The 15,557-nt window shown below is 67.1% G+C and carries 12 protein-coding genes; 4 read left to right on the top strand and 8 right to left on the bottom strand.

The window, feature by feature from the left end:
- Positions 1 to 6: 6 nt before the first annotated feature.
- Positions 7 to 2,451, bottom strand: coding sequence for a nitrite reductase large subunit NirB (gene nirB / locus ACSFBF_RS27800; RefSeq protein ID WP_435472604.1), 2,445 nt, complete (start codon positions 2,449 to 2,451; stop codon positions 7 to 9).
- 64 nt (positions 2,452 to 2,515) lie between these two features.
- Here nirB and ACSFBF_RS27795 point away from each other — a divergent pair, with 64 nt between their 5' ends.
- Positions 2,516 to 4,246, top strand: a complete 1,731-nt coding sequence (locus tag ACSFBF_RS27795) for a bifunctional protein-serine/threonine kinase/phosphatase (protein ID WP_435472602.1) — start codon at positions 2,516 to 2,518, stop codon at positions 4,244 to 4,246.
- A 20-nt stretch (positions 4,247 to 4,266) separates the two neighbouring features.
- Here ACSFBF_RS27795 and ACSFBF_RS27790 read toward each other — a convergent pair whose 3' ends face one another.
- Positions 4,267 to 5,526: an MFS transporter gene (locus ACSFBF_RS27790; RefSeq protein ID WP_435472600.1), complete on the bottom strand. Its 1,260-nt coding sequence runs from the start codon at positions 5,524 to 5,526 to the stop codon at positions 4,267 to 4,269.
- 266 nt (positions 5,527 to 5,792) lie between these two features.
- Here ACSFBF_RS27790 and ACSFBF_RS27785 point away from each other — a divergent pair, with 266 nt between their 5' ends.
- Positions 5,793 to 7,070: an ANTAR domain-containing response regulator gene (locus ACSFBF_RS27785; protein WP_435472598.1), complete on the top strand. Its 1,278-nt coding sequence runs from the start codon at positions 5,793 to 5,795 to the stop codon at positions 7,068 to 7,070.
- Positions 7,071 to 7,098: 28 nt separating this feature from the next.
- Here ACSFBF_RS27785 and ACSFBF_RS27780 read toward each other — a convergent pair whose 3' ends face one another.
- The 4 genes from ACSFBF_RS27780 to ACSFBF_RS27765 form a co-directional block, all read right to left on the bottom strand.
- Positions 7,099 to 7,908, bottom strand: a complete 810-nt coding sequence (locus ACSFBF_RS27780; RefSeq protein WP_435472596.1) for an ABC transporter ATP-binding protein — start codon at positions 7,906 to 7,908, stop codon at positions 7,099 to 7,101.
- A complete protein-coding gene (ntrB, locus tag ACSFBF_RS27775) occupies positions 7,905 to 8,828 on the bottom strand; it encodes a nitrate ABC transporter permease (RefSeq protein WP_435472595.1) in 924 nt (307 codons plus the stop codon). The genes ACSFBF_RS27780 and ntrB overlap by 4 nt, the downstream gene beginning before the upstream one ends.
- Positions 8,829 to 8,838: 10 nt before the next feature.
- Positions 8,839 to 10,083, bottom strand: a complete 1,245-nt coding sequence (locus ACSFBF_RS27770) for a CmpA/NrtA family ABC transporter substrate-binding protein (RefSeq protein ID WP_435472593.1) — start codon at positions 10,081 to 10,083, stop codon at positions 8,839 to 8,841.
- 345 nt (positions 10,084 to 10,428) lie between these two features.
- On the bottom strand, positions 10,429 to 11,691 hold the full coding sequence (locus tag ACSFBF_RS27765) for a nitrate- and nitrite sensing domain-containing protein (RefSeq protein ID WP_435472591.1): 1,263 nt from the start codon (positions 11,689 to 11,691) through the stop codon (positions 10,429 to 10,431).
- Positions 11,692 to 11,810: 119 nt separating this feature from the next.
- On the opposite strand from ACSFBF_RS27765, the gene tsaD reads away from it, so the two are divergent.
- A complete protein-coding gene (gene tsaD / locus ACSFBF_RS27760; protein ID WP_435472589.1) occupies positions 11,811 to 12,875 on the top strand; it encodes a tRNA (adenosine(37)-N6)-threonylcarbamoyltransferase complex transferase subunit TsaD in 1,065 nt (354 codons plus the stop codon).
- On the opposite strand, the gene ACSFBF_RS27755 is transcribed toward tsaD, so the two are convergent.
- Entirely contained in the window at positions 12,808 to 13,566 is a 759-nt protein-coding gene (locus ACSFBF_RS27755; RefSeq protein WP_435472587.1) for an alpha/beta hydrolase-fold protein, read from the bottom strand. The genes tsaD and ACSFBF_RS27755 overlap by 68 nt on opposite strands.
- A 188-nt stretch (positions 13,567 to 13,754) precedes the next feature.
- Positions 13,755 to 14,126, bottom strand: a complete 372-nt coding sequence (locus tag ACSFBF_RS27750) for an Hsp20/alpha crystallin family protein (RefSeq protein WP_435472585.1) — start codon at positions 14,124 to 14,126, stop codon at positions 13,755 to 13,757.
- A 124-nt stretch (positions 14,127 to 14,250) separates the two neighbouring features.
- On the opposite strand from ACSFBF_RS27750, the gene ACSFBF_RS27745 reads away from it, so the two are divergent.
- A complete protein-coding gene (locus tag ACSFBF_RS27745; RefSeq protein WP_435472583.1) occupies positions 14,251 to 15,543 on the top strand; it encodes a branched-chain amino acid ABC transporter substrate-binding protein in 1,293 nt (430 codons plus the stop codon).
- Positions 15,544 to 15,557: the final 14 nt, after the last annotated feature.

The raw sequence follows: 15,557 nt of genomic DNA, 5'->3' as shown, positions 1-15,557 counted from the left end.
CTCCGCTCACGCCGTCAGCGGCGTGAACTGCCGCACGTCGACCGAGGCCTGCGCCGATTCGAACCACGGATCGGGCTCGCCGTCGAGCGCGAACTGCAGGCGCTCCCACAGCGACTTGCGGCCTTCGGCATCCTCAAGGATCTTCTTTTTCACATAGTCAAGGCCCACGCGGCCGATGTAGTGCACCGTGCGCTCCAGGTACCAGCCTTCTTCGCGGTAAAGCTGCAGGAATGCGCCCGAGTACTCCATCACTTCCTCGGCCGTCTTCACTTTCACGAGAAACTGCGCCACCTCGGTCTTGATGCCGCCGTTGCCGCCCACGTACAGCTCCCAGCCCGAATCGACGCCGATCACGCCCACGTCCTTGATGCCGGCCTCCGCGCAGTTGCGCGGGCAGCCCGACACGGCCAGCTTGACCTTGTGCGGCGAGTACATGGCCCACAGCGCGCGCTCCAGGTCCTTGCCCATCTGCGTGGAGTCTTGCGTGCCGAAGCGGCACCACTCGCTGCCCACGCAGGTCTTCACGGTGCGCAGCGACTTGGCGTAGGCAAAGCCGCTGGGCATGCCGATGTCCTTCCACACGCCTTCCAGGTCTTCCTTCTTCACGCCCAGCAAGTCGATGCGCTGGCCGCCCGTGACCTTGACGGTCGGAATCTTGTACTTGTCGGCCGCGTCGGCAATGCGGCGCAGCTCGTCGGGCGTGGTGTGGCCGCCCCACATGCGCGGAATGACGGAGTAGGTGCCGTCCTTCTGGATGTTGGCGTGGCTGCGCTCGTTGATGAAGCGGCTCTGCGGATCGTCCTTGGCCTCCTTCGGCCAGGTGCTGATCAGGTAGTAGTTGATGGCCGGGCGGCAGGTGGAGCAGCCGTTGGGCGTGCGCCAGCCGAGGTTGCGATACACCTCGTCGTGCGTCAGGTAGTGCTCCTTGCGGATCGCGTCGCGCACGTCCTGATGGCTCGCGTCGGTGCAGCCGCATACAGCCTTCTTCTTGGGCGTGGCCGAGTAGTCGCCGCCGGCGGTGAACATCAATATCTGCTCGACCAGCCCGGTGCACGAGCCGCAACTGGCGCTGGCCTTGGTGTGCTTCTTCACCTCGTCGAGCGTGAACAGGCCCTTTTCCTTGATGGCCTTGCAGATGGTGCCCTTGTTCACGCCGTTGCAGCCGCAGACCTCGGCGTCGTCGGGCATGCTCGCGGCCTTGTTGTGGCCCTCGTGGCCGGTGTCGCCGATGTTCGATTCGCCGAACATCAGCTTGTCGCGAATGTCGTGCACGCTGCGGCCGTCGCGCAGCAGCTTGAAGTACCAGCTGCCGTCCACGGTGTCGCCGTAGAGGCAGGCGCCCACGAGCTTGTCGTCCTTGATGACCAGCTTCTTGTAGACGCCGCCGAAGGGGTCGCTCATGACGATTTCTTCCGTGCCTTCGCCGCCCATGAACTCGCCAGCACTGAACAGGTCGATGCCCGTCACCTTCAGCTTGGTGGAAGTGAGCGAGCCCAGGTAGCGGCCGATGCCGAATTGCGCCAGGTGGTTGGCTGCCACCTTGGCCTGCTCGAACAGCGGCGCGACAAGGCCGTAGGCAATGCCGCGGTGCGCCGCGCACTCGCCGACCGAGTAGATGCGTGCATCGGTCACGGTCTGCATGGTGTCGGTGACGACGATGCCGCGGTTGCAATGCAGGCGCATCTTCTCGGCCAGCTCCACGTTGGGGCGGATGCCCACGGCCATCACCACCAGGTCGGCGGCGACTTCGGTGCCGTCCTTGAAACGGATGGTCTTGACCCGGCCGTCTTCGCCTCCCACCAGATCCTGCGTCTGCGCGCCCATCAGGAACTTCAGGCCCCGGTCTTCCAGCGACTTCTGCAGCAGCTTGCCCGCCACGTCGTCGAGCTGTCGCTCCATCAGCCAGGGCATCACGTGCACCACCGTCACGTTCATGCCGCGCAACATCAGGCCGTTGGCGGCTTCGAGGCCCAGCAGGCCGCCGCCGATGACCACCGCGTTCTTGTGCGTGCGCGCGGTCTCGATCATGTAGTCGGTGTCGGCGATGTCGCGGTAGGCGATCACGCCCTTCAGGTCCTTGCCGGGCACCGGTAGCATGAAGGGGTTGGAGCCGGTGCACATCAGCAGGCGGTCGTAGGCGGCTTCGGTGACGTCGCCTTGCGAATCCACGGCGCGCACGATGCGCTTGACGCGGTCGACCTCCACCACCTTCTTGCCGGCGTGCAGCGTGATGTGGTTGTCCGTGTACCACTCCCAGCTGTTGAGCACGATCTCGTCGACCGTCTGCTCGCCGGCGAGCACCGGCGACAGCAGGATGCGGTTGTAGTTGGGATGCGGCTCCGCGCCGAAGACGGTGATGTCGTACAGCTCGGGCGCGATCTTCAGCAGCTCTTCGAGCGTGCGCACGCCGGCCATGCCGTTGCCGACCATCACGAGTTTCATTTTCTTCATGGGGCTGGACCTTTCAGGGAAATCAAGCAAACGGGCGCCCGTGGCGCGCGTTCAGAATCGCGCCATGAGCTTTGAAGTGGACATCGGCTACAGCAGCCAGCGCGGACCGCGCGAGCTGAACGAAGACTTCGCCGGTGCAGTGCATGCGCCGCCGGGCGACGAGGCACGCGGCCTCATCGCGGCCATTGCCGACGGCGTGTCCAGCGGCGGGCACGGCCGCGAGGCGGCGCAGACCACGGTGATGGGCCTGCTGGCCGACTACTTCGCCACGCCCGCAACCTGGGAGCCGACCGCCGCACTCGACCGCCTGATCGGCGCGCAGAACGGCTGGCTGGCCGACCACAACCGCCGGCGCCAGAGCAAGCAGGACGGCGGCACCGCGCTCACCACGCTCACCGCACTGGTGCTGCACGGCCAGAGCTACACGCTGGCGCACGTGGGCGACACGCGCGCCTGGCGCGTGCGTGCCGGCGGCGGGCCGGCCGTGCTGCTCACTCAGGACCATGCCTTTGACCATCCCGACATGCGCAGCCGGCTCACGCGCGCCATCGGCCTCGACGACCAGGTGCGCGTCGACTACGCCCAGGGCGACGTGCGCGTGGGCGACTGCTTCGTGCTGAGTTCCGACGGCGTGCACGGCGTGCTCAAGCCGCAGCAGGTGGCCGCGCTGGCCCTGCAGGGCGACGCTGAGGCCGCAAGCGAAGCGTTGGTGCATGCTGCGCTCGAAGCCGGCACGCGCGACAACGCGACTGCACTGGTCATTCGCGTGGTGGGGCTCGATGCGCGGCAGCTCGACGACGAACTCGGCGACGGCCGCCGGCTCGCACCGCCGCCCGCCCTGAAGGTGGGCGACGTGCTCGACGGCTACGCCGTCACCGCACTGGTGGCCGACACCGGCGTGCACCTGCTGTACCAGGCGCGGCATCCGGAGACGCGCGAGCTGGTCGCGCTGAAGACGCTGCATCCCTCGCGCGCCGGCGATCCGCAGGAACGCGCGATGCTGGCGCACGAGGCGTGGCTGGGGCTGCGCGTCGGAGGTGTTGGCGGCGGTGGTTTCGTTCGCGTGCACGAGCGCGCCGAGAACGCCAGCGCGCTGTACATCGTGTTCGACTGGCATGGCGGGCGCACGCTGGAGCAGCTGCGCAAGGCGAACGCGCGTGGCGCGGTGGCCGACGTGGTGGCCGCCGGCATCGAGCTGAGCCGCGCGCTCGGACGGCTGCATCGCCAGGGCGTGATCCACCGTGACATCAAGCCCGGCAACCTGCACCTGGGCGACGACGGGCGCTGGCGCATCCTCGATCTGGGCGTGGCGCTGTCCGGAAGAGAAGGCGCGGCCCAGCGCGAGCTGCATGCCGGCACGCCCAGCTACATCAACCCCGAGCAGTGGGAGGAGTGCGAGAAGGGCAGCGTGGCCGATGCGGGCAGCGACCTGTTCGCACTCGGCGTCACGCTGTACCAGTGGCTCACCGGCCACCTGCCCTACGGCGAGATCGAGCCTTACCAGGTGGCGCGCTACCGGCGCGACCCGGTCGCGCTCTCGCGCATCCGTCCCGACGTGCCGATCTGGCTCGACCATCTGGTGCGCAAGGCTGTTGCCCGCGATCCGCGCGAGCGCTTCGAAACCGCCGAGGAGCTGCTGCTCGCGCTGGAGCGCGGCGCCTCCCGCCCGGTGAATGCGCCCGCCGCCACGCCGCTGATCCGCCGCGACCCGCTCGCGCTCTACCAGTTGGCGCTCGGCGTGTCGGTGCTGTTCAACGTGCTGCTCATCGTGTGGCTGCTGTTCCTGCCACGTTGAGCGGAAGACGGCGGGGCGTGTCATGAGCGTGCCGCCTTGCGAATGTGAGTGGCGGCCGTGTGCGGCGTCGTGACACGCGCACGGCCACCCTTTTCGGCCCAGGTGCGGGTCCAGCGGATCTGCATGACGCGCATCACGCCCAGCATCACCAGCGACAGGACCGCGAAGAAAACAAAACCCCAGAGGTAGCTGCCCAGGTATTGCTTCGACAGGCCCATGGCGTTGGGCACGAGGCCGCCGCCCAGCGCGCCGATCTCGCCGATCATCGAGCCTGCCACCGCCGTGCTGGTGGGCCAGCGCAGCGGCACCAGCTGGAACAGCGCGCCGTTGCCCGCGCCCAGTGCGGCGAAGCAGACGATCAGCACCAGTGTGGTGACGGTTAGCGAGCCTGAAGAGAAGCCCACCAGCACGAGGCTCACGGCCACCACCAGCAGCACCACCGTCAGCGTGTTGACGCCGCCCCAGCGGTCGGAGATCCAGCCGCCCACGACGCGCACCGCCGCGCCCATGAAGGCCGCGAGCATGGTCAGCTGGCCGGCCTGCACCTTGCTCACGCCGAATTGGTCGTAGTAGTACGAGGGCAAGAAGGTCGTAAGGCCGATGAAGCCGCCGAAGGTCACGCCGTAGATCAGGCTGAACACCCAGCCGTCTTTCTCGAACAGGCAGGCAATGTGCTCGCGGAAGCTTGAATGCGCGTTCACGTCCGGCGGCTCCTTGGCGAAGATCACCATCACGACCATCGGAATGAGGATGGCGACGGCGGCCACGCCGTACACCGCCTGCCAGCCCAGCCAGTTCGCCAGCGGCGGCGCCACCAGCACCGACACCGCCGTGCCCACGTTGCCCGCGCCCACAAGGCCCATGGCCAGGCCCTTGTGCTGCGGCGGGAACCAGCCCGAGCCCAGCGACAGCGCCACGCCGAAGCTCGCGCCCGCAATGCCCAGCAGCACGCCCATGGCGAGCAGGTCGTTGAAGCTCTTGACGAAGAAGAAGCCGAACAGCATCGCCACCGCGATCAGCGCCATCTCGACCAGCGTGGCCTTCTTGCGACCGATGTACTGCGAGAGGATGCCGAGCGGAAAGCGCATCAGCGCGCCCGCGATGATGGGCACCGACAGCATCAGGCCCTTCTGCGCCGGCGAGAGGTTGAAGGTTTCGCCGATGAAGGGCGCCATGGCGCCGTTGAGCACCCAGATGCAGCAGGAAAACGAGAAGTACAGGAAGGCCGCGAACAGTGTCGGGCTGTGGCCTGATTGCAAGAAATTCCTGAAGCTGGACATGGCGTTCAAAGATGCGAAAAGCCGCGGCGCGACCCTGGAGAGGTCGTGTCGACGGACGGGGTTGGGGGCGGAGTGCCGGCAGCGGACGCTGTCGGCGTGGGGGTGTGCCCGGCGTGTGAATTGCCGGGCCGGCTGCAGGAGCCTGCAGCCTCATCACCAAAGCGGTGCTTCGTTACACCGCGCTCCGTTTCATGCAAGAGGCGTGCCCGCGAGTTCGCGCGGGCGTGGCCTATGCTCGCGGTGCGTTCCCACACTGCTTCCCCAAGATGTCCCTTCTCGTTGTCCTGCCCGATGAACCTGCCGGCCTCGTGCTGCCCGAGGCGCTTGCGCGGGCGCTGTCCGGCGCTGGTATCGACGTGCTCGGCGTTGCGGATTGCGGCAGCTTCGCGCGGCAGGTCGAGGCGCTGGCCCCCCGGCAGGCCTTGATTTGCCTGCCTTTGCCCACGCCCACGCTGCTCGACGCATTGCGCACCTGGGCCGGCCTGCCGCCATGCGCGCTGAGCCTTGTCAGCGCGCCGTTGGGCGGCACGCAGCATGAAGAATTGGTCGTACTCGGCGTGCACGCGTGGATGCAGGCCGATGTCATCGATGCCGCATCGCTCGCCGCATTGACTGCCCGCGCCCAGTCCCGCTGGCAGCGCGAGGCTGCTTTGCGCACCGAACTGGAGAGCCTGCGCACCCGCATGGACGAGCGCAAGTGGGTCGACCGCGCCAAGGGCCTGCTGATGTCCGCGCGCGGCATCGGCGAGGACGAAGCCTTCGGCCTGCTGCGCGGCGCCGCGATGCACGCCAACCTGCGTCTGGGCGAGGTGTCGCGCTCGGTCATTGAGGCGGCGCAGTGGGCCGACGCGATCAACCGCGCTGGGCAGTTGCGCATGCTCTCGCAGCGGCTGGTGCGCGTGGCGGCGCAGCTGCTGGGCGGCATCGATGCGCAGCGGGCGCGGGTGCTGCGCACGCAGTCGGCCGAGCGGGTACAGCAGAACCTCGATCATCTGGCGACCCTCGGGCTCGGTGCGGCTGGTGCGCAGGCACTGGGGGATGCGCAAGCCGCGTGGAGCGGGCTGGCTACGGCCCTGACCGCACGGCCGACGGCAGCAGGGCTGGCCGACATCGACCAGCGTGCGGAAGTGCTGCTCTGCGCCGCCGAGGCCTTGACCGAGGCGCTCGAAACCTCGGGCGCACGGCGCGCGCTGCGCATCGTCAACATCTGCGGGCGGCAGCGCATGCGTGCGCAGCGGCTGGCCAAAGATGCCCTGCTGGCCGCCGCGCTGAAAGAGAAGGCCGCGAACGCGCGGCTGGTGCCGACCATGGCCGAGTTCGAGGCCGCATTGCTCGAGCTGGAGCACGCGCCGCTCAGCACCACCGAGATCCGCGCCGCGCTGGCCAGCGCGCGTGACGAATGGCTGCGGCTGGTCGGCGGCGTGCGTACGCTCGACAGCGCCGACGGCCGTGCCACGCTGGTGCGCTCCAGCGACGCGCTGGTCGACACCTTCGAGCGCCTCACCGCGTCGTACGAGCACAGCCTGCAAGTGATCATGTCTTGACGCCGGTTGTGCTGGCGCGGGCGCAGCGTCAGGCCGCGACCTTCTCCACGTGCGCCTGGCGCGTGTAGAGGAAGTCGATCACCGCCTTGCGGGCGTGCACGTAGGCCGGGTCTTCGGCCAGCTCGACGCGGTTGCGCGGGCGCGGAATGTTCACCGCGAGCACGTCGCCGATGGTGGCCGCCGGGCCATTGGTCAGCATCACGATGCGGTCGCTCAGCAGCACGGCCTCGTCGACGTCGTGCGTCACCATGACGACGGTGCTGTGCGTTTTCTGCACGATGGCCAGAAGCTCGTCCTGCAGCTTGGCGCGGGTGAGGGCGTCGAGCGCGCCGAAGGGCTCGTCCATCAGCAGCACCTTGGGCTCCATCGACAGCGCGCGCGCAATGCCCACGCGCTGCTTCATGCCGCCGGAGATTTCGCCGGGCCGCTTCTGCGCGGCGGGCGTGAGGCCCACCAGCGCAAGTGCAGCGTCAGTACGGGCGCGCAGCTGCGCCTTGCTTTCGGTGGCCGCAAACACGCGTTCGACCGCGAGGTACACGTTCTCGAAGCAGGTGAGCCAGGGCAGCAGCGAGTGGTTCTGGAACACCACCGCGCGCTCGGGGCCGGGACCTTTGATTTCCTTGTTGGCGCACAGCAGCGAACCCTCGGTGGGCGTGGTGAGCCCGGCAATCAGGTTCAGCAGCGTCGACTTGCCGCAGCCCGAATGGCCGATGAGCGTGATGAACTCGCCCTTGGCCACGTTCAGGTTCACGTCGCGCAGCGCGACGAAGCGGCCCTTGGGCGTCTTGAACGCCTGCTCGACGCCGTGGATCTCGATGTACTTGCTGTCGTCGATCATGACTTCACCTCTTCGAATGTGAATGCCGTTGCGAGCTTGATGAGCGCGAACTCCAGCACCAGGCCGACGATGCCGATCACGAAGATCGCGATGATGATGTTGGCGACGTTGAGGTTGTTCCACTCGTCCCACACCCAGAAGCCGATGCCGACGCCGCCGGTGAGCATCTCGGCTGCCACGATCACCAGCCACGCGGTGCCTACGGCCAGGCGCACGCCGGTCAGCATGTAGGGCAGCACGGCGGGAAACAGGATCTTGGTGAGGATCTTCCATTCGCTGAGGTTCAGCACCTTGGCCACGTTCATGTAGTCGCTCGGCACGCGCTGCACGCCCACGGCGGTGTTGATGACCATCGGCCAGATCGAGCAGATGAAGATGGTCCAGATGGCCGCCGGGTTGGCACCCTTGAATACCAGGAGGCCGATGGGCAGCCAGGCCAGCGGCGACACCGGGCGCAGCAGGCTGATCAGCGGGTTGAACATGCGAGCGAGGAACTCGAAGCGCCCGATCGCAAAGCCCGCCGGAATACCGACCAGCGCCGCAAGCCCGAAGCCCAGCGCCACGCGCTGCAGCGACGAGAGCACGTTCCAGCCCACGCCCTGGTCATTCGGGCCCTTGCTGTAGAACGGATCGCTGAACACCGTCACGGCCTGCTGCCAGGTGGCCGCGGGCGTGGGGAAGCCGGTGGTGCTCTTCATGGCCACCACCTCCCAGATCAGCAGCAGCAGCCCGAAGCCCGCGAGCGGCGGCAGCACGCGCATCCAGAAGGCGCGCAGGTCGATGGGCGTGCGCGCCCGCGGCTCGGGCGCCGGGGCGGGTACGGGCTTGGTGGCTGCCGGCCTGGCCGCTACGGAAGGGGCCACCTGCGTCACCTGTGCGGTGGTCGCTTCGAGCGGTGAGTGAAAGACTGCGCTGACCATGTTGTTCTCCCTATGCATGAAGCTTGAAGGACTCGGCGTATTTCTTCGGGTCCTTGCCGTCCCAGACCGAGCCGTCGAACAGCTTGCTGGTGCGCATCGTTTCCTTGGGCACCGGCGTCTGCGTGGCGGCGGCGGCCTGCTTGTAGATGTCGATGCGGTTGATCTCGGTGGCCACCTTCAGGTAGTCGGGGTGCTCCTTCAGCAGGCCCCAGCGCTTGTGCTGCGTGAGGAACCACATGCCGTCCGACAGGTACGGGAAGTTCACGGCGCCGCCGTTGTAGAACTTCATGTGATTGGGGTCGTCCCAGCTCTTGCCCAGGCCGTTGGTGTAGCGGCCCAGGATGCGCTGGTTGATGGCGTCCACGCTGGTGTTGACGTAGCTCTTGTCGGCGATGGTCTCGGCCATCTTGTTCTTGTTCTGCAGGCCGGCGTCGATCCACTTGCCGGCCTCGAGGATGGCGGCGGTCACGGCGCGCGCGGTGTTAGGGTACTTCTTGGTGAACTCGGCCGTGGTGCCGAGCACCTTCTCGGGGTGGTCCTTCCAGATGTCCTGCGTGGTGATGGCCGTGATGCCGATGCCGTCCATGATGGCGCGCTGGCCCCAGGGCTCGCCCACGCAGTAGCCGTCCATGTTGCCCACGCGCATGTTGGCCACCATCTGCGGCGGCGGCACGGTGATGTTCTTCACGTCCTTGAACGGGTCGATGCCGGCGGAGGCGAGCCAGTAGTAGAGCCACATGGCGTGCGTGCCGGTGGGGAAGGTCTGCGCGAAGGTGTATTCGCGCTTTTCGCTGGCGATGAGCTTGGCGAGCGAGGCCGCATCGACCGCGCCCTTGTCGGCGAGCTTCTTCGACAGCGTGATGGCCTGGCCGTTGTTGTTGAGGGTCATGAGCACGGCCATGTCCTTCTTGGGGCCGCTCACGCCGAGGTGCACGCCGTAGACGAGGCCGTAGAGCACGTGGGCCATGTCGAGCTCGCCGTTGACCAGCTTGTCGCGCACACCGGCCCAGCTGGCTTCCTTGCTGGGCACGATCTTCACGCCGTACTTCTTGTCGATGCCGAGCACCGAGGCCATCACCACGCTGGCGCAGTCGGTCAGCGGGATGAAACCAATCTTTACTTCTTCTTTCTCGGGCTTGTCCGAGCCCTGGGCCCAGACGGCGGCGCGCAGCGCCGGGTCGATGCCGACGGCGCCGATGGCGGCGGCTTGCAATACGCGGCGTCGGCTGAGGCGGGTTTTGAGCAGGTCGGTCATGGGGCGGGGCTCCGGTTGAAGACAAACAACAAACAAGAAAGACAAAAACGAAAAGGCGTCCGCACCGCGCAGGGGCTGCTCGAAAACGAGCCCTTGCGGGATGGGGACGCCTTTGTCCGGTTCGGTGGGAGACACCCGCCGTTGGGTGCCGCCTGCCTGAAGACCCATTGAGGGGCCTACGAACTTATTGCTTGCAAGCGGTGTGCCAGCCTTCGGGAGCTGCGGGCTGCTATCAAGAAAGTAGCGGGATGCGGCCCCACAGCATGGGAGAAGGCCCGATCAGGCTGGGAAGCGGCGGTGGCACGGTTGTTGTGCACTGCACCAAGTTGAACGGTCCGGACCGCTTCAGCGCGGCGGCGCGCGGTCGAGCATGGGCAGGTAGTCGGCCATTGCCAGCATCGACTCGGCCACGTCGACCAGCCGCCGCTTCTGGTTCATGGCGGTCTGGCGCAGCATCTTGTGCGCGTCTTCTTCGCTGAGCCGGCGGTGCGCCATCAGCAGGCCCTTGGCGCGCTCGACGATCTTGCGTTCGTTGAGCGAGGCGCGCACGGTTTCGAGTTCGTCGCTCATGGCCTGCAGGCGGTGCGACTGCTCCTGGACCATGTCGAGCACCGAGCGTTCGAGATGGCGGCCGAACTGGGCTGGCGCGGCCGACTGCGCGTCGGTGTCGTCGAAGAACAGGGCGCCGGCCTGCGGGGCCAGCGTGTCGAGCAGCTGCCGGTATTCCTGCAGCTCGCTGCGCGCCTGCACGGTCTTGCGCTCGCACAGGGCGCGCAGGTCGGCGGCCAGGCGGTCTTCAACGATCTTCATGGCGTCGATGCGGCGGGTGCAGCAGTCGAACCAGGCCTGGCTGAGCGGCACGTCGGCTGGGGCGGAGGTGTTGCCGCGCCGGCGGATGCGTTCGAGCTCGGCCACTTCGGCATCGGGCTGGCTGTTGCGCCAGAGCGCGAGCACTGCCTCGCCGGAGAAATCGGTGAACACCTGAAAGCAGCGCTCCTGCGATTCGATCAGGTGCAGCCACTGCAGGCGCTGCGCCTCGTCGCTGCGGCCCAGCGCCAGCGCGGCAGAGCCGAAGGCGCGCTCCTGGCCGGCGAATTCCTTGCCCTGCATGAAGTTGAACATCGCGACCAGCAGGCGCGAGATCTCGGGGTCGGTGGCGCCGTCGGCCGCTTCGAACACCACCGACAGCAGGCCGGCGACGAGCTTGGCGAAGGCGGCGGTGGACTGCGCCGCCTTCAGCTCGAGCGCATCGACGCGGTGGCGCAGGCCGGGCAGGGCGTCCAGGCCCGGGAGCACCCAGGCGATGCGGCTGAACAGGCGCGCGCTGTTGCCGGCGCCCGCGCCGCGGTGGTTGTCGGCCTCGAGCTGGTCGAAGCCGGCGCGCACCTCTTGCTCGAGCGCAATGCATTCGGCGATCTGCGGGCCGCGCTGGTCGGCGAAGCGGGCGCCGCGCGAGGTGAGGAACATGTTCGACATGCCCCGCTCGCGCTGCAGCGCGTGGACGAGGCGGCCGATCAGGCTCACCAGTTCGCTGGTGCGGGCGAGCTGATCCAGCTCGTCGATTTCGCAGCGGCGGGCAGCGATCAGAAAACTCAGTCCGGATTTCATGGTGGGAGGGCGCGGGGCTCTGGCACGGTCAACGCAACATCCGTGCCTCGGGGCGTGGAGAGCGCCGCCGTTTGCCCCTTCGCGGGTGCCGGCGGAGGGCGCCGCCTACACTCGGCGGCATGCTCTTGTTGGGAATCGAATCATCCTGCGATGAAACCGGCGTGGCGCTGGTCGAATCGCACGGCAACGCGCTGCCGCTGCTGCTTTCGCACGCGCTGCACAGCCAGATCGCCATGCACCAGGCCTACGGCGGCGTGGTGCCTGAACTGGCCAGCCGCGATCACATCCGCCGTGTGCTGCCGTTGACCGAAGCCGTCATGGCCGAAGCCGGCCGCTCGCTGGGCGAGATCGACGTGGTGGCCTACACGCGCGGACCGGGCCTGGCGGGCGCGCTGCTGGTGGGCGCCGGCGTGGCCTGTGCGCTGGGCGTGGCGCTGGGCAAGCCGGTACTGGGGGTGCATCACCTCGAAGGGCATCTGCTGTCGCCGTTCCTGAGCGCCGATCCGCCGGAGTTTCCGTTCGTCGCGCTACTCGTGTCGGGCGGCCACACCCAGCTGATGCGGGTGGACGGCGTGGGCCGCTACGAACTGCTCGGCGAGACCATCGACGACGCTGCAGGCGAGGCCTTCGACAAGAGCGCCAAGCTCATGGGCCTGCCGTACCCCGGCGGGCCGTGGCTCGCGAAGCTGGCCGAAGGCGGCAACGCTACGGCCTTCAAGCTACCACGCCCGCTGCTGCACAGCGGCGATCTCGATTTTTCCTTTGCCGGCCTGAAGACGGCCGTGCTCACGCAGGCCAAGAAGCTTGGCGACCAACTCGAAGCCAACAAGGCCGACCTGGCAGCGTCCACGCAGGCGGCCATCGTCGAGGTGCTGCTGAAGAAGTCGCTTGCCGCGCTCGACCAGACCGGGCTCAAGCGACTGGTGGTGGCAGGCGGAGTGGGGGCCAACAGGAATCTGCGCGAACAGCTGAACGCTGCGTGCGCGAAGCGCAAGGTGCGCGTGCACTACCCGGAGCTGCACCTGTGCACCGACAACGGCGCGATGATTGCCATGGCTGCGGCGATGCGGCTGCAGTCGGGGCTGTCGCAAGCGAGCGAGCGCTATGCCTTCGACGTCAGGCCGCGATGGCCCATGGCTTCGCTGTCGCCGTCAGCTGAGGCTTCGCTACCGGAGACTGCGTAAGCAGTTGCTTTGATCGGCCGATTGCCGGCAGCGGCAGCACGTCCAGCACATTGCGCCACAGCTGGCGCCACTGCGGCCAGTCGTGGCCACCCTCGGTCGTGAAGACGCGCCCTGGCGGCAGGGCGTCGGCCAGCAGCTTGTGGTTGCTGGCAAAGCGGTCGTCGAGCCCGAAGCCCAGGTACAGCGGTGGCAGGTTCTGCGACGGCTGGGCTTCCAGGTACTGCTGGAAGAAGGGCCAGAGCTTGCGATCGGGCTCTTCGTCGGGCTGCGGCCCGGTGGGTGCCTGCCAGGCGCGCAGGCCGCCGGCTTTCTTGATCTCCGCGCCGAGCACCCGGCGCCCCAGGTAGGGCGCGAGCGCCACGATGCCGTCCACCGAGCCCGGTCGCGCCAGTTCGTGAATGAGCGCGCCGAAGCCGCCGATGGAAATGCCCACGAGCCAGATCGACTTGTAGCCCTTGGCGCGCTGCGGCTCGATGACCTCGGTGTGGAGGCGATCGCTCAGCGTCTGCTCGTAGTAGTAGGAAACATCCGCGTCCACCAGCAGGGAATCGGCCGCCAGATGGCGTTCGCGCACTGCTGCGATGAACCCTTCGCGCTCGAACTCGTCGGGCTTCAGGTACGCCCCGGGCAGGAACACCAGGAGCGTGTCGGATTGTTCGTTGGGGTTGGCGGATTGAAGGTGCGTTTTCATGGTGCCTTTGGGGGCACCCGAACCGCACCGTAGCGAGTTCGGTGCGTTTACGAGACGCCCACGAAGAAGAAAGTTCTAAGAAAACGTCACATCATGTGACGTTATCCAGCGCTATTGTGAATAAGGTGCTCGTTTAAAGTCAAAACGAGGCCTTAACTAACATTTTCCTCTTGTGGGCATAGGCCAAATTAGTTGATTTGTAACTGGGTAGCCTGGCTCACGGGCACCAGCTTGCCGAGCTTCAGCGTGAGCACGCCGTTCTCGAGCTTCGCTTCGCTGGTGGCCACGTCGATGTCCTGCGGCAGCTCGTAGGCGGCCTTGAACTGGCGCTTGGCTTCGGCCTTGCTGTCGATGCGCAGCACGGCGCCTTCGATGCTGATCGCGAGGTCTTCGCGCGTGAAACCCGGCACGTCGAGCGAGAGGGTCCAGCTCTTGTCGTCCTGCTCCACGAGCGGCGAGCGGCGGGTACCGGCGAAGGCTTCGTTCACGAAGCGTTCGAACGAGCGGTCGTAGGCACGGGGAGCGAAGCGGGCGGTGCGAAGGGTGGGGGCGAAAAACATGATGAAGAACTCCTGAATCAACACAATGGGGACAAGGAATGTGTGTCCCTTACACTGCGCGGCCGTTCAATCGTGAGTGCCGCTTGAGACCTCATCTAGGCCCCGCGGCACGCGTTTCAAGACAATGAATCCCCCCTTTATTTGGCGTCGCGAGGCCTTGAAATTCGCGGCGCTGGCGCTATGCGCGAGGCCCTTCGCCGCGCTGGCACAAGCAGCGTCTTCGTCGCCACCTGCGCCCATTCGACTGGCACTCATCGAAAGTATGAGCGGCCCCTTCGCCAACACCGGCGAGGCCGTGTTCCGCAATCTGCTGTGGGCGGTAGAGCGCGTGAATGCGCGCGGCGGCGTCAAGCTGCCCGGCGGTGCGCGGCCCCTGCAACTCGACCGCTACGACAGCAAGGGGCAGAACGAAGAAGCGCTCTCCGCACTGCGCGCCGCGATGGACGATGGCGCGCGCATCGTGCTGCAGGGCAACTCGTCGGCCACGGCCGCGGCGCTGGTCGATGCCATCGACAAGAACAACGAACGCGATCCGTCGCGGCGCGTGATCTTCCTCAACTACGCGGCAGTCGACCCGGCGCTCACCAACGAGCGCTGCAGCTTCTGGCACTTTCGCTTCGACGCACATGCCGACATGCGCATGGCCGCACTGATGGACGTTGTGAAGGACGACGCCGCGCTCAAGCGCGTCTACCTGATCGGGCAGGACTACAGCTTTGGCCAGGCCGTGCTGCGCGAGGCGCGCCGGCAGCTCGGCGTGCAGCGGCCCGACGTGGAGATCGTCGGCGACGAGCTGCACCCGATGGGCAAGGTGAAAGACTTCGCGCCCTATGCCACCAAGATCATCGCGAGCGGTGCGCAGGCCGTGGTCACGGGCAACTGGGGCAACGATCTCACGCTGCTGGTGAAGGCGGCGCGCGAAGCCGGTTTCAACGGCACCTTCTATACCTTCTACGGCAATGCACTCGGTGCGCCCGCAGCCATTGGCGATGCGGGCATCGGGCGTGTGATCGCGGTGGCCGACTGGCTGCCCAACGTGCAGACGACGCAGTCCGAAGCTTTCTACCGCGCCTTCCGTGCCCGCTTTCCGAAACCGGCCGAAGACTATGTGCACATGCGGCTGGCCCTGATGATTGAAGCGCTTGTACAGGCCATCGAACGCGCGGGCAGTGTCGACGCGGTGCCTGTGGCGCGCGCGCTGGAGCAGGCCGACGTGAGCCTGTACGGCCAGCGCGGGCGCATGCGCGCGGCGGACCACCAGTTCCAGCAGCAGCTCGTGGTCGGCGTGATGGACCGGCAGGGCAGGCCGGGCGTGCAGTTCGACGTCGAAGGCTCCGGCTATGGCTTTCGGGTGGTCAAGACCATCGCCCCCGAACGCGCCGAGCTGCCGACCTCGTGCAAGATGAAGAGACCTTGATGACCATGATGAAC

This window comes from Variovorax nivicola (genome assembly GCF_051216475.1).
Lineage (GTDB): Bacteria > Pseudomonadota > Gammaproteobacteria > Burkholderiales > Burkholderiaceae_C > Variovorax.
This window is presented reverse-complemented; position numbering and strand designations above follow the sequence as displayed.

Excerpts from the sequence above, each read along its gene's own strand:
- nirB (WP_435472604.1), bottom strand. The coding sequence starts at position 2,451 with ATGAAGAAAATGAAACTCGTGATGGTCGGCAACGGCATGGCCGGCGTG.
- ACSFBF_RS27795 (WP_435472602.1), top strand. The coding sequence starts at position 2,516 with ATGAGCTTTGAAGTGGACATCGGCTACAGCAGCCAGCGCGGACCGCGC.
- ACSFBF_RS27790 (WP_435472600.1), bottom strand. The coding sequence starts at position 5,526 with ATGTCCAGCTTCAGGAATTTCTTGCAATCAGGCCACAGCCCGACACTG.
- ACSFBF_RS27785 (WP_435472598.1), top strand. The coding sequence starts at position 5,793 with ATGTCCCTTCTCGTTGTCCTGCCCGATGAACCTGCCGGCCTCGTGCTG.
- ACSFBF_RS27780 (WP_435472596.1), bottom strand. The coding sequence starts at position 7,908 with ATGATCGACGACAGCAAGTACATCGAGATCCACGGCGTCGAGCAGGCG.
- ntrB (WP_435472595.1), bottom strand. The coding sequence starts at position 8,828 with ATGGTCAGCGCAGTCTTTCACTCACCGCTCGAAGCGACCACCGCACAG.
- ACSFBF_RS27770 (WP_435472593.1), bottom strand. The coding sequence starts at position 10,083 with ATGACCGACCTGCTCAAAACCCGCCTCAGCCGACGCCGCGTATTGCAA.
- ACSFBF_RS27765 (WP_435472591.1), bottom strand. The coding sequence starts at position 11,691 with ATGAAATCCGGACTGAGTTTTCTGATCGCTGCCCGCCGCTGCGAAATC.
- tsaD (WP_435472589.1), top strand. The coding sequence starts at position 11,811 with ATGCTCTTGTTGGGAATCGAATCATCCTGCGATGAAACCGGCGTGGCG.
- ACSFBF_RS27755 (WP_435472587.1), bottom strand. The coding sequence starts at position 13,566 with ATGAAAACGCACCTTCAATCCGCCAACCCCAACGAACAATCCGACACG.
- ACSFBF_RS27750 (WP_435472585.1), bottom strand. The coding sequence starts at position 14,126 with ATGTTTTTCGCCCCCACCCTTCGCACCGCCCGCTTCGCTCCCCGTGCC.
- ACSFBF_RS27745 (WP_435472583.1), top strand. The coding sequence starts at position 14,251 with ATGAATCCCCCCTTTATTTGGCGTCGCGAGGCCTTGAAATTCGCGGCG.